The following is a 14,062-nucleotide window of genomic DNA, read 5'->3' as shown; positions in this document are numbered from 1 at the left end:
TCGGCGACAGAAGCCGGCGATCAGCAGGCGGAGACCCCCGTGGCCGATGGCGCCTCTCACGCGTCCGACTTCGCCGCCTCCTCCAATCCCTCCGCGCAAAGCATTGCGCAGATCGGCGGCGTGCCGGGTGCGGGGTCGCCTGAGCTCACCTCAACCCAAGCCGTTCCGGGATTCGCAGAGGCCGATCAACCTTCGCCGCCGGCAGCCCTCTCCGCCAATGACCTGGAGAGTGCCCGACCGGCTGCCGACACCGTTCTGGCCCTCACGCCCGAAACCTGGACGCTGCTCAACACGGTCAACCGCCGGGTGAACTACAGCATCCGCAAGGCTTCCGACCAATCCACCTTCGGAAAGGCGGACTATTGGCAGTCGCCAACCCGAGACGGCGCCCCCGGCGATTGTGAAGACTATGTCCTGGCCAAACGCCAGGCCCTTATTGCGTCAGGCGTCCCTGCGGCAACGCTTTCCATCGCCATCGTCCAGACGCGTTGGGGCGAAAGCCACGCCGTCCTGCTCGTCATCGGCGACACGGGCGAGGTCGTCCTCGACAGCCTGTCGCCGGCGATCTTGCGCTGGGATTTGGCCCCCTACACCTGGCGCGAGCGCCAGGCTCCGGGACAGGTGTTCGAGTGGATGACCATACCCGCTCCGGGCCTGCCTTCAAGAGCGTCCCAAATCACCGCGGCTTCGTAATCCAGGTTCCAGGCTGCGAGACGCGGGGGCGCGCTCGCGTGACGCACGGAGATGACGCTCGCCCGCTGAATTCCTGCCTCTAGGCTGATCTGGGCCGGCGTGATACCAGAACGACTTCATGGCAATCCCGCAAAGCGGGTACAGGCCGAGACCTCAGCGGGAACCTTCCGGGTCAGGAAAGCTTTTGGTAAGAGCCTTAAGCCAAGGCATGGTGAATTTTTGATGCGCAGATCTGTCCTCACTCTTGTCGCCCTCCTCAGTGTCGGTGCCGGTTCTGCAGCCGCCCAGACCAACTGCGGCCGACCCGACGAGATTGTTCCAGCAGTCAAAACGGCCGCCGAGGACCTTCTGGGCGCCAATGTGGTTGGGCGCTCGGCCTATGCGTGTGCACGCCCCTGGTCGGCGAGCGCCATCTTCGAAAAGGCCCTGGTCGCCCGACCGTCCATCCTCTCACGGTTCAACCTTGCTTCGGCCTATGCCGCCAGCGAGCGACTCGACGCGGCGGCGGCCCTCTATCGATCAGTGGTTGAGGACGGGCAGTTTGTGACCTTGCGACTTGACCCCAAGCTAAACGAGAGGACCAGGACGTCCATCCGCGTCAACGCAACGGACGAGGCGCAAAGGCGACTCGATGGCCTGAGCGCCAGGCTGCAGAGTAACGTCGCGCCAGCGGCCATCGGGGGGGGCGCCGAGGATGGATCGAGCGACAGCATCGCACTTTCTCCGCTTCATTCGGCGACCCTGGCGATCATTTCGTCGGCCCATGTGGACGAGGATCGCGCGCTCTATTTCGACGGTCTGGCGGCGGCTCCAGCCGACCTTAAAGGGGTTACGCCTTAAAAAGGGTCGCGTTTTCCCAGGGAGGCGTCCCGCCTTGATGAGCCGTTCGGACGCGAAAGATCGGGCCCCCAGTCGCTATGCTGCTTGCGGCATGTTTCGGACATAGAGAGCCGTCCGCCGCGTCGACTCAGATCTCCATTTCCTCTGGCGTCGCGGACTGCCCACTGGCCTCAAACCGAGTGCTGTGAAACGGCCCCCCAAGCTCGTCCCGGGTCACTGCAGCGGGCGAACAAATACAGTCGTCCCACGCATTGCACCAGGGCAGGACAAGGGCCCGCGGAGAAAAGGCGTTGGGTGACGGGACACGCGACCGCGTGGCCCTGTGAACCACAACGCGCCCGTCAAGGCTTTCCTGACCAGGGCGGCAGGCCGTCCATCCGGCCCGCGGCGGCCACGGCCGACTAGAAACGATGGAATATTAAGCCGATCCTCGGCTCGCGGGGGCTCAAGCCTCGCTCTGGTCAGGGTTGAAGCCTGAGCGGCCTGCGTACAGCGCCCTTTGAGGGGAGCTCAGCACAGGTCAATGCGACCCTGTACGGTGACTAGGTTTCGAACACTGGGCCGTTGGTAAGTCTAGAAGGCCGACACGTCTGTTCTCTCTGGCCCAAACAACGAGCTAAGGCCAGGCGTCAAACGCCTGACAAACTGGGTGGCCCTATCCCACCACCCGTCTGGTCATTACTCGCCAAATCTTCTAGCAGACGCCTGAAGTTGGTTATCCGAGGTTTAACCTCGTTTCCAAACCACAAGTTACGGTTTTCAGGGCGAGTATTGAGCTCCTTTCGGGAACAGTAACAATGTATACTAACGCCAAAAAACTGATCATGGCCGAGTCGGGAGCAACCCAGAATTGGGTTACCGGATCGGCAAACGCCGAAACCCAGACCGGCACGGCGAAAAATGATGTCTTCTACGCCTCGCGCGGCGACACCCTGATCGGCGGCGCGGGCGACGACACCTACTACGTTTGGGACACGTCTGCGGTTGTCACCGAAAAGGACAAGGACGGCATCGACACGATCCTCGCCAGCGTCTGGGCCCCGATCACCCTCGCCGCCAACGTGGAGAACCTCATTCTGACGGGTCAGGGCGCTCGATCCGGAACCGGCAACGCCCTAGGCAATATCCTGGTCGCCAGCGATTTCGGTTCGACCCTCAACGGCCTGGCCGGGGACGACGTCCTGGTGGGCGGCTCTCACGCGGACCTGTTCAGGATCGTGGCCGGAAACGGCTCCGACGCCATCGTCAACTTCAAGCCCAGCGTCGATGGAATCCAGCTGCAGGGCTACGGCGTCTCGACCTTCAGTCAACTGATGGCCTCCGCGACCCAGAACGGGTCCGACGTAAGCTTCGCCATGGGCAACGGAGAGTCGCTCGTCTTGCGCGACGTCTCGCTTTCAAGCCTGCACGGTTACGACTTCGGGTTTCGCATCGCCAACGTCGCCGAAGCGGGCGAGAGCCTGATGGCGGGGGCCGGTCGGGCCACGCTCGTCAACGGCTGGTACGTCGTCAACAACATCTGGAATCCAGGCGCGCTCGTCGAGAACAAGGACTATACGATCGAGAGCACCCTGACGCGCTCAAACGTAAGCCATGGCACCACCTTCACCTGGTCCTTCCCCTTCACGACGGAGTACGGCGCGCCAGTCCGCGGTTATCCCGAGGTCGCCTTCGGCCCGGCCCCGATGGCCGGCGGCCAGAAGCCGACAGACATCGGCGGCGTCTTCCCGCTTCAGGTGAGCACGATCTCGTCGCTGGCTATCAACTACGACGTCAGCATCGCGGGAAACACGGCCGGCTTCAACGTCGCCTTCGACATCTGGCTGACCAGCGTAAAGGGCGGGGGCGAGTCCACGATCACCAATGAGATCATGATCTGGACGCACACCGGCGACTTCCCGCCGTTCGGCGACCTCATCGGAACCTATTCCGACGCCAACTTCTCCGCCAAAATCTATCATACCGGCCGCTACACGGCGTTGATCCTCGACACAGACAATTTCAGGGGCACCGTCGATTTCGCTGCAGTTCTCGCCAAGCTTGTGTCTCTCGGCATCGTGTCGCCGAATGAATATCTCGCCTCCGTGGAGCTGGGTTCGGAGATCTTCTCCGGCACGGGCTCATTGACGATCAACGACTTCGGGATCCAGGCGACTACCGTTCCCGTAAACGGCGTTCAGTCGACCTATGTCGCCGACGGCTCCGGCACCGTCCGGACGGAGTTCACCGTTCGCCCGGCCGACGGGGTCTTCGACGGCGTGAACAGCTCTCATGACTTGATCGGGGCCGGCGGCGCAGACATCGTCTCCTACGCCGCCGCGACAAGGGGTGTGCTCGTCGATCTCGCTTCGTCCGCCCTGAACACGGGCGACGCCGCAGGCGATACCTTCAAAACCCTCTCGAACGTCCGCGGTTCGGCCTTCGCCGACAGCCTCTTCGGCGACGGCGCAGCCAATATGTTGCAAGGTGGAGCAGGCGCCGACGTTCTCGTCGGGCGCGGCGGCGCCGACATCCTCGAAGGCGGGGACGGCGACGACAGGCTCCAGGGCGACGCCGGATCCGACATTCTGCGCGGGGGCGCCGGGATCGACACGGCCAGTTACGCGGGCGCGCAAGCCGGCGTGGTCGTCGACTTGCTCACGCCCGCCGCGAACGCGGGCGAAGCTGCGGGCGACACCTATGACAGCATCGAGAACATCCTTGGCTCGGCGTTCAATGACACGCTCGGCGGCGACGACGGCGCAAACACGATCAACGGGGGCGACGGGAACGACATCATCCGCGGCCGTGGTGGCAACGATGTTCTCATCGGCGCAGCGGGCACCGACAACCTGTACGGTGATGCTGGCGCCGACATCCTTCAGGGCGGCGAAGGCAATGACATGCTGGTCGGTGGCCTCGGCGCCGATCGCCTGGAAGGCGGAGCCGGCATCGACACGGCAGGCTACCAGAGCAGCGCCACGGGCGTTCAGGCCGATCTCCAGGACGCCAGGCTGAACACGGGCGAAGCCGCCGGCGACACCTATGTGGGCGTCGAGAACCTGCTCGGCTCCTGGCTGAATGACATCCTCGCCGGCGACGCCGCCGCCAACCAGCTAACGGGCGGCACGGGCGACGACCTCCTGCTCGGCCGCGACGGAAACGACGTCCTCGACGGCGGCGACGGCAACGACACGCTCGACGGGGGCGCCGGGAACGACACTCTGCGGGGCGGCGCGGGCTCCGACGTCCTCGTCGGCGGCCTGGGCGCGGACGTGCTGGACGGCGGCGACGGAACCGACACCGTGAGTTACAAGGCCTCCGCCGCCGGTCTTGCGGTCGACCTCTTGGCGCCGGGCACGAACACCGGAGAGGCGGGGGGCGATACCTATCGGGACATCGAAAACATTTCCGGCTCGGCGTTCAATGACACGTTGCGAGGCAACGCCGTGTCGAACATCCTCTCCGGCGACAACGGCTCAGACTCGATCTTCGGACGCGACGGCGACGACACCCTCTTGGGAGGGTTGGGTGCCGACTATCTTTACGGCGACGCCGGCGCGGACAGCCTCTATGGCGGAGACGGCGACGACCTCCTGTGGGGCGGTGCCGGCGCTGACCGTCTGGACGGCGGAGCCGGCGTCGACACGGCGCGATACAACAACGCCCTATCAGGCGTCACCGTGGATATGACAGCGCCATCCGGCAACACCGGTGAAGCGGCCGGCGACAGCCTCATCAGCATCGAGAACCTCACCGGATCGGCGTTCAACGACAGTCTTCGCGGCGATGACGGCGCCAACCTGCTCACGGGGGCTGCCGGCTCGGACGTCCTCGAAGGCCGGGGCGGAAATGATCTGCTGGAGGGTGGGCTCGGGGCCGATACGCTCAACGGCGGCGGCGGCTACGATGTGGCCCAGTACCTCGGGGCGCAGGCGGCAGTGACCGTCGATCTGTCCAATCCCGGTCTGAACAGCGGCGAGGCGGCGGGCGACCGGTATATCAGCATCGAAGGTGTGACCGGATCGATGTTTAACGACATCCTGCGCGGAGACGCCGCGAACAACTATCTGACGGGCGGCGTCGGAGACGACGTTCTGTCTGGCGGCGGGGGCTCCGACACCCTTCGCGGAGGCATCGGCTCCGACACCCTGACCGGCGGGGCCGGCGCTGACCGGTTCCTGTTCGCAGACAAGGATGGATCGGATAAAATCACCGATTTCGTTCATGGCGAGGACCGGATCACCCTTTCCCGCTCGGCCTTCGGCTTCCAGACCATCAAGGGCGACGAGCGCGCGCTGACTGCCAGCGACGCCGATTTCATCGCCTCCGGTTCGGCCTCAGTGTCCGGCCGCCCGACCTTCTTCTGGAACGCCCAGACCGGGGCCCTGACCTTCGATGCAGACGGTACGGGCGCTGGTAAGCCGACTCTGATCGCCAGTCTCAAACCGGGCCTGGCGCTGAGCCTCGGCGACATCCATACGGTCAGCGACGCCGACATGGACATCAGCCATCTCCTCGACGGAGTCGGGGCCCAGACCTCGCCCCCCAGCGCTCTCTTCTCGGCCTCTGACGCTTTGCCGGGCAAGTCGGTCGCATCCGCGAGCGTGTCTTCAACGGACCTGGCGCACAGCGTTTCGGGCGACTTCACGACCCCCCACTTCGTGGCGACGGACGCAGGCCATGCGCTTGCCATCGCCGATCCTGCCGGAATGGTCACCCTGCCCGATATGGTGGCATGGCTTTCGCAGCCGACGCCGGCGTACTGGGGTCATGCCTGACTCGACACGGCTGGCCGGCATACCCGGCCAGCCGTGTCGACGTCGGGCCGCAGGCTAACCGCCTTGGCTCCACAGCGAGGACATCAGGGGTTCAAACCAGAATTCCAGAAGGCTCTTCTTGCGCTTGCGGATCAGCACCTCGACCGGCATTCCGGGCCTGAGCCGAACGGGTGACGCCTCACCCCGGTTGAGCTTCAGAAGCTCGACTTCACTGACGACGGCGCGGGCCGTGTAGAAGGTCGCGCCGGTCTTCTCATCGACGAGAGTGTCAGGCGACAGAACGGCCAGGGATCCCATCAACACCGGGGTCCGTCGGTTCGTGAGGCTGGGAAATTTGATTTCGACAGCCTGCCCCGCAGACAGCCCCTCCACATCCCGCGCCGGGACCCGGACATCCATGGTCAGCGACGGCCGAACGGGAACGATCTCCATCAGGTTCTGCCCTGCCGCCACCACGCCCCCGACGGTGTGGACCGTCACCCCCATCACTGTGCCGGAGACGGGTGCTTTTATCCGCGACGCCTCCAGCCGCTGTTTGGCGGCCTCCCATTGCGGGATAAGGCTTGAAAGCTCCGACTGCGCCTGGCGGGTCTCGGCGGCCAGCAGGCGGGCGCGCTCCGCAGACGTCTGGCTCATCTGCAGCCGGATTTCGCCGACGCCCGCGCCGAGGCGCGCTATTTCCCCGCGCTGAACACCGTTGGCGCCTTCGAGCTCGGCGGCCGCCCGTTCCAGCGCGCGAACCCGGGTCAGGGGCGCATAGCCCTGGTCCGCTAGGCGGCGCATCCCGCTGAGTTCCTGACCCATCAGGCCCTGCTGACGTTCATTGGCGGCGCTCTGGACGCGCCCCCCCGTGATCTGTTCGTGAAGCTGGTCGACACGGCGCGAGAGGACCGCCTGTTCCGTAGCGTAAGCCCGGTCGCGCGCCGCGAGCTCCCGCCGCGCCATGATTTCGGCCTCGGCTGCAAGCGCGCGATCTTCGGGGCTGGCGCTCGCCGGCAGGCGAAGCGCCTCGAACGGCCGTCCCAGGGTTTCGGCCTGGATCCGGGAAATCTGGGCTTGGTGCTGAATCACTTGGGCGGCCAAGGCCCGCTCCGCGGCCCGGGCCTCAGCGGCGTTCAGTTCCACCAGCGGCTGGCCGGCGGCGACGACATCGCCTTCCTTGACCAGCAGGGCGGAAATCTCGCCGCCCTCGAGGTTTTGGACCTGTTGCCTGCTGCCTGAGACCGCGACCTGGCCGGTCGCGTGCGCCGCCGAATCCAGGGGCGCCGAAGCGGCCCAGCCGACGAAGCCGACGAAGAACAGTGTGGCTGCGGCGCCGCCAAGCAGGATGTCGCGCCGGGCGTCGGCGATGTGGCACAGCCCCTTGGTCAGGGGAGAGGTCTCCATGAAAGCCGTCAGGGGGGTCATGAGACGGCTTTCGAATTGAGGGAACGGGCGTCATCGCCGGCCGGCTCGGCGGTCCGGTCGACCGGCGACGTTCGCGGGCCGGACCTCCGCTCACGCATCAGCGACGCGACGTCCTTCAACGGACCGGACAGGTCGATCTCGCCGTTCTTGAGAACAATGATCTCATCAGCCAGTCCAAGCAGGGCTCGGGAGTGCGCCATCACGATCACCGTCGCGCCCCGGGCGCGCGCGTTCGTCATCGCCTGGATGAGCTGCTGTTCGGCCAGCCCGTCCAGATGGGCGTTGGGTTCGTCGAGAACGAGCACTACGGGATCGCCGAAGAAGGCCCGCGCAAGGGCGATCCGTTGGGTCTGTCCGCCTGACAGGCCGCTGCCGTTAACCCCGAGCCGGGTGTCGTAACCGTGAGGCAGCGTGAGGATCATGTCGTGCGCGCCGACCGCCATGGCCGCCGCCACCGTGGATTCATCCAGAGAGTCTGCGTCGCCGGCGACATAGGTACCGAACCGGGAGATGTTTTCCTTCACAGTGCCTTCAAACAGGGTGGACTCCTGCGGCAGGTAGCCGATGTGCGGCCCCAGAGCGTCGGAATCCCAGTCCTGAAGGGCGGCGCCGTCCAGGCGCACAAGGCCGGAGCTGAGGTCGGCCCCGCCGACGAGGACCCGCGCCATCGTCGACTTGCCTGATCCGCTGGCGCCGGCGACGCCGGTGATCCGGCCTGGTTCGATCGTGCACGTCAGACCGCTGAGGATAGGTCGCGCGCCTGCGCCGGCCTGGACCGTGACGTCTTCCAGCGTCAGCCGCCCTCGCGGGGCGGGGAGCCGGGTCCGGTCAGGTTGCGCGCCGGTCGCGTCGAAAAGCGCCTTGAGCGAAAGGGCGGCGTTGCGAGCCTTGTCGAGCGTCGGCCATGCGCCCGTGATTTGCTCGATCGGCGAAAGTGCGCGAGCAAGGAGGAAGGAGGCCGCCATGAGGCTCCCCGCTGACAGATTGCCCTGGATGACGAGGTAGGCGCCGACGCCGACCGAGGCCGATTGCACGACGATGCGCAGGGTCTTGTTGAAACTGGTGTAGGCGGCTGCGCGAAAACTGGCCTGCGACTGCCACTCCAGCATCTGCGAGCGCTCCGACAGATGCTTGATGACCATGGCGCGCTTCATGCCGAGGGCCCCGACGACCGACAGGCCCCGCGACGCCGCCTCCTGGGTCGAATAGCCTCGCGCTGCGGCCTCCCCTGCGGCCTTGAGCGGCGCGCGTGTCCGCCGCTCGTTGGTCAGGGCGACGGCAATCATGGCGGCGCCCGCCAGCGTGGCCAGCACGCCAAGGGCCGGATGAAGGAGATAGGTCAGCCCCAGATAGAGCAGCCCCCACGGCGCATCGAGGATTGACAGAAGCACCGGGCCGGAAAGGGCCTGCTTGACAGTGTCGAAATTCTGGATTGCGCGTTGGCCGGATGTTCCCCTCGCGCTGCGCGACAACGCAGCCCAAAGCACATCGGCCGAGGCCTTGAGATCCATCTGGGCGGCCGCGCGCACCAGAATGCGCGAGCGCACCCAGTCGAGCAACGCCTGCACGCCCAGGGCCAGCAGGGTGACGCCGCTCAGCAGGACGAGGGTCATCAGCCCGCCCGTCGGGAGCACGCGATCGTAGACCTGCATCAGGTAAAGGGTCGGCACGACGAAAAGCAGATTTGACAGCGCGCTGAAGGCGGCGACGGCCACAAAATGGCTCCGGCACGCCCGGATCAGGTGATCGACGGGAGCGCCGTGGGGCGGCCGACTTACGTTCGACGACATTAGTTGAGTTCTCTCAATGCCTGAACACGGTTAACGGGCATCCGTTAATGAGTCCTGAAACCGGCATCACCCTTGGCCGAGTCTCGGCGGGCGGCGAACCGGCGTGGCGCACGGTCGCGGCGGGTCGAGAGTCAGGCGGCTCGAAGCGACAGTTCGACGCCGCCTCCGAATTTCGCCGTCTGAAGCAACCAGCGGCTCTCCCCCTCCAGGCGAAGGGCGGTGAGCACGCCGGTCGCATAGGCTCCGGTATCGACGCCGATACGGCGGTGATCGATGTGGACCTTCTCTGTCGGCGTATGGCCATGCACCACAACGCGGTCGAAGGGCCTGGGGTCGTCCAGGAAAAGCTGCCGCACCCACATCAGATCGTGCTTGGACTGGCTCTCCAAGGGCACCCCGGGCTTGGCTCCGGCATGAGTGAAGAAGTAGTCGCCGATGCCGAGCGACATTTCCTGATTGGCGAGGAAGGTTTTATGGGCCTCCTTCATGGCGCGGTTCAGGGCCTGGGACGTGATGGCCCAGCCTTCCAAGTCGTCCCGGCGGACCGGGGCATCGATGCCGTAGGACAGCAAGGCTTCGCGGCCGCCGTAGTCACACCAGCTGGGGCCCACGGACGGATCCGTGAGAAACGCCTCCATCCGGTCTTCGTGGTTGCCGCGCAAGAAGTGAAACTCGAAGGGGTGCGCACCCGGCAGGCAGGCCAGCAACTCGATCACGCCGCACGATTCCGGTCCGCGATCCACGTAGTCGCCGAGAAAGACGACGACCTTGCGTCGCGCCGGGCTGCGCGAAAGATCCGCCAGCAACTCGGCAACCAGGGGTTCGAGAAGGTCGCGGCGTCCGTGAACGTCGCCGATCGCCCACACCACTGTGTCATCCGGCAGCCTCACCGTGCGCCGGCGAAGCGGCGGACCCGGTCTTCTAAACAGATTTCCAAACATCACGAGACCCTTATGACGGCGCCGGCATGCCCGGTCCGGCGCGAACGCTCCTGCTCGCCGATCGCTGCGGCGGCCTGCCGCCCTGTCCGGCCGCACGGTTCAGAAGTAGCGCTCGCCGATGCGGATGGTGTCGCCGGGCGCAACCTGTGTTGCGGTCGTGAGCGGATAGGCCTGCTCGCCGCTGTCCCCTGCCCGCTTGATGTACACCAATTTGGTGTTCGCGCGGTAGGTGAAGCCCTGGGCGGTGGCCACCGCGTTCAGCGCCGTCAGGTTGTTCGTAAACGGATATTCCCCCGGCTTGTTCACCTCGCCCAGAATGTAGAACGGACGGTAGGTGAGAATTTCGGCGCTCACCCGTGGCTCGTTGATGTAGCCTTGGCGCAGCGCGACGGCGATCTCTTCCTGAAGCATGGAGACGGTCAGGCCGGCGGCCTGGACTTCGCCGATCAGGGGCATGGAAATCTTGCCATTACCGCCGACGAGGAACTCTCCCGTCAGCGCCTCTTCGTTGAAAACGTTAATCCGGACCTTATCGGCCGCGCCCAGGCGATACTCCGCCACTTCCCGGGTCGGAACGAGGCCGCCCGCCCCGCTGCTCGGCCCGGCCCCGACGGCGCCCGGCGCGCACGCCGCCACTGAGCAGGCGAGGAGGATCCCCAAGATAGCCGTGCCTAGCCAATGCCTCATCCGTTTGGTTCCTGCATAGTGTCTGAACGCCTCGGATCGGACCGCGCGGGATGTCCAAGGCAGAGCCTGTCAATTTGCAGTTCGCGGGCCCGAGTTCAAGCCTTCTTCGGCACCGCACAATACTCCGGAAGAAAAACATAAATGATTAAAAGCCTTGCCGTACGATGAAGGCGGATCGCCAGAGCGCAAGGGAGGACCGGGAGTGTCGCCATCAGAAAGCCTACGGCCAAGACGGCGCCATCGCGTGAAACAGGTGCGGCGACCGGCCTTCGGCGTCGCCTTGCTCGTCTCGACCTGCACCGTGGCGGCTGCGCTAGGTGTGATGATCCGTCTGTCGTCAACCGACGCCGCTCTCCAGGGCGCGAGCGCGGCGCGGCGGGAGATGAACGCCGACAGCGCCCTGCGCGAGTCGCCCACCGATTTGACAACCGCCGAGCGCGAGAACGAGGCAGCCCTGTCGGCCGCTCCCCTGACGGCCACCGCCTGGGCCCGGAAAGCCTACATCCGCCAGGCCAAAACCGGCGGCCTCGACCGCGACGCCCTGGCTGACCTTGAGAGCTCCTACCGCGCGGCGCCGCTTGGCCCGGACATCACGCGCTGGCGCGTCAAATACATGTTTGAGAATTGGGGGCGCCTGTCGCCGGCGCTGCGCGCGCGCGCGACGACAGAGCTTGAGGTCTATGCGCGCTTTCACCGCGGCAGCAACAACCTCGCCCGCACGATCCGAGATCCGGCCGGACGCCTGTCCGCAACCCTGACGACACAGCGGGCATACCGCGAGCGGGGCGCATCCAGGCCTGCAGCGCCGAAAGTTTGGACTGGCGCAAGTGTCGCATTTATGCCACAAACGCCCGGTTAAGAAATCTAAATCGACGCAAGCTATGGTAGAACTTAAAATGATCGGGCAAGGTAGGGAGATATGAGGATGATGGACGTGGCGATCCGCAGACGTATGACAGGTTGGGCCAAGGCGTTGATCGGCGCCGCAGTGGTCGTGGCAGCGCCGGTCGCCGCGGCGGTGATCGCGTCGCAACCGGCCCAGGATCAGGCGCCCGCGCCTTTGTCTGTGTCTGTGGAGGCCTTAACGAGCGCGCTGGCCTTGGCGGTAACGAATGGGCAGCGTGAATTGGCCGCCAGCGGCGCTCCCGCCACCGAACACCAGGCGTTCTTGGTGAAGGCCCTAGAAGAGACCATCACCACCAGCGGCGCCACGCCGGAGGTCGCGGTCGATGCGCTCGTGGCGGCGCGGGCGCAGCTCGGGGCGAGCGGGTCGCTGAGCGCAGAGGCCGCCGCAGCGTTCGACGAACTTCTCACGCGGATTCGCGGGTTTCTGAAAATTGATGAGTCCCCCGCATCATTGGGCAACGATACCAGTGCTCCGCCGTTCGGAGCGCCTCCAACTGCGGGAGATTCCGCCGGCGGGTCGGATTATCGCCCGAGGTCCTGAGACCTTGGGCGGACGGTAAAAGCGTCCGATCACGTCGCCGTCGTCGCATCCAGCGAAGACGGCCCTGAATCTTTTGAAAATGTAGGCCCGATCCATGTCCCAGCGGAATAACCAGACGCGGCTTGCACTCCAGATTGGGGTCATGTCGGCCCTCGTGGTCGCAGCGGCGTCGAGCGCGGCCGCGCAGGCCGTGGGGACCGCCCAGGGCCAGACTGCGGATCTGTTCGCCCGCGACCGGGCCGTGGGCGTGAGGGAACGCGCGCGACCCGACTATGAAGCCGTGGGCCTGCCGCGCGGCGCGTTTACGATCTTCCCCAAGGTCCAGACGGACGTCGAATACAACGACAATGTGTTTGCGACGGAGACTGACGCGCAGGACGCCGTCATCTTCAGGGTCCGGCCCGAGGTCACCGCCGAGTCTGGATGGTCGCGGCATTATCTTACCGCCTACGTCCGCGGCGCCCTGAACCGGAATGCGGAGTTCAAAAGCGAAAACCGAAACGAGTGGGCGCTGGGAACCCGTGGGCGTCTCGACATTGTTCGCGGCGCCAACCTCGCCGCTGGCGCCGACTTCGCTCACCAGATCGAGCCCCGGACATCCACCAACACCGCTCTCGCCGCAGCCGAACCGATCGAACTGGACGTGGCTCAGGCCTATCTCGCCGCGTCGCGCATTCGCGGACGGGTGAAGCTCGGCGCTCGGGCGGACGTCCGAAGCTACGACTACAAGAATGGTCGCAGCACCTCAGGCGCGGTCATCGAACAGAACGACCGCGACAGAGACGTCTTGAGCGCCGTGGTGCGCGTCGACTACGCCGTAAGCCCCGCGACAGCGGTCTTCGCCCAGATCACGGGCAACGACCGGTCCTACGGCAACGTCCCGGCGGGCTTCGCCGACCGGACCTCGAACGGCTACGAAGCCCTGGCGGGCGTGAATTTCGAATTGGGCGCGGTCAGCCGAGGCGAGGTGGCCGTCGGCTACATCTCGCAAAGCTTCGACAATTCCGCTTTCGTCGACCTTGGCGGCTTCGGCGCCCGCGCCCAGGTCGAATGGTTCCCGACGGAGTTGACGACCGTCACCGCCTCGGCAGCCCGAACGATCGAGGACGCCGGCGTCCCCGGAGCCGCCGGTTATCTGCGGTCGGAAGGCGGCGTCAGCGTGGACCACGAACTCCTGCGGAATTTCATTCTGAACGGCCGCGTCGGTTATTCGGACGACAGCTACAACGGCGTTGATCGCCAGGACACCCGTCTCCTCGGCTCCTTGGGAGGCACCTATCTAATCAACCGGAATTTCGGGCTCAGCGGGACCCTGATCTATATCGACCAGCAGTCCGAAGGCGTCAGCCGCGGCCCCCGGTACAACGTCACAAGGCTGCAGCTGTCGCTCGTCAGCCAGTTCTGACTTGACCGGACGGGCCTCAAGCCCTTGTTGTTAATATCCTTCCCGTACATTGGATCACAGCGCTCGTTTGGGTGAGGGCTCGAAACCGCAAC

The 14,062-nt window shown here is 65.5% G+C and carries 10 protein-coding genes; 6 read left to right on the top strand and 4 right to left on the bottom strand.

What is annotated here, in order from left to right:
• The first annotated feature begins 39 nt into the window (after nt 1-39).
• The 3 genes from ACP696_RS01150 to ACP696_RS01140 all read left to right on the top strand — a co-directional run bounded on the left by ACP696_RS01150 (nt 40) and on the right by ACP696_RS01140 (nt 6,293).
• Complete coding sequence (locus ACP696_RS01150) at nt 40-693, top strand: transglutaminase-like cysteine peptidase (protein WP_426011624.1); 654 nt, start codon at nt 40-42, stop codon at nt 691-693.
• Between the two features lie 222 nt (nt 694-915).
• Complete coding sequence (locus ACP696_RS01145; RefSeq protein WP_426011625.1) at nt 916-1,533, top strand: hypothetical protein; 618 nt, start codon at nt 916-918, stop codon at nt 1,531-1,533.
• 797 nt (nt 1,534-2,330) lie between these two features.
• On the top strand, nt 2,331-6,293 hold the full coding sequence (locus ACP696_RS01140; RefSeq protein ID WP_426011626.1) for a GH12 family glycosyl hydrolase domain-containing protein: 3,963 nt from the start codon (nt 2,331-2,333) through the stop codon (nt 6,291-6,293).
• Nucleotides 6,294-6,347: 54 nt separating this feature from the next.
• On the opposite strand, the gene ACP696_RS01135 is transcribed toward ACP696_RS01140, so the two are convergent.
• From ACP696_RS01135 to ACP696_RS01120, 4 genes are all read right to left on the bottom strand, one after another.
• Complete coding sequence (locus ACP696_RS01135; RefSeq protein ID WP_426011627.1) at nt 6,348-7,700, bottom strand: HlyD family type I secretion periplasmic adaptor subunit; 1,353 nt, start codon at nt 7,698-7,700, stop codon at nt 6,348-6,350.
• Nucleotides 7,697-9,490, bottom strand: coding sequence for a type I secretion system permease/ATPase (locus ACP696_RS01130; protein ID WP_426011628.1), 1,794 nt, complete (start codon nt 9,488-9,490; stop codon nt 7,697-7,699). Before ACP696_RS01130 ends, ACP696_RS01135 begins: the two co-directional genes overlap by 4 nt.
• 131 nt (nt 9,491-9,621) lie before the next feature.
• Complete coding sequence (locus ACP696_RS01125) at nt 9,622-10,359, bottom strand: metallophosphoesterase family protein (protein ID WP_426011629.1); 738 nt, start codon at nt 10,357-10,359, stop codon at nt 9,622-9,624.
• 171 nt (nt 10,360-10,530) lie between these two features.
• Complete coding sequence (locus ACP696_RS01120; protein ID WP_426011630.1) at nt 10,531-11,091, bottom strand: polysaccharide biosynthesis/export family protein; 561 nt, start codon at nt 11,089-11,091, stop codon at nt 10,531-10,533.
• A gap of 271 nt (nt 11,092-11,362) precedes the next feature.
• On the opposite strand from ACP696_RS01120, the gene ACP696_RS01115 reads away from it, so the two are divergent.
• The 3 genes from ACP696_RS01115 (at nt 11,363) to ACP696_RS01105 (ending at nt 13,970) form a co-directional block, all read left to right on the top strand.
• Entirely contained in the window at nt 11,363-11,977 is a 615-nt protein-coding gene (locus ACP696_RS01115; RefSeq protein WP_426011631.1) for a hypothetical protein, read from the top strand.
• Nucleotides 11,978-12,043: 66 nt separating this feature from the next.
• Nucleotides 12,044-12,565, top strand: a complete 522-nt coding sequence (locus tag ACP696_RS01110) for a hypothetical protein (protein ID WP_426011632.1) — start codon at nt 12,044-12,046, stop codon at nt 12,563-12,565.
• A gap of 94 nt (nt 12,566-12,659) precedes the next feature.
• Nucleotides 12,660-13,970, top strand: coding sequence for an outer membrane beta-barrel protein (locus ACP696_RS01105; RefSeq protein ID WP_426043377.1), 1,311 nt, complete (start codon nt 12,660-12,662; stop codon nt 13,968-13,970).
• The last annotated feature ends 92 nt before the right edge of the window (nt 13,971-14,062 follow it).

Origin of the sequence: Caulobacter sp. DWR3-1-2 (assembly GCF_049896225.1) — a bacterium.
GTDB lineage: Bacteria > Pseudomonadota > Alphaproteobacteria > Caulobacterales > Caulobacteraceae > Caulobacter.
Note: the sequence above shows the minus strand (reverse complement) of the source record. Positions and strands in the feature narration are given on the sequence as shown.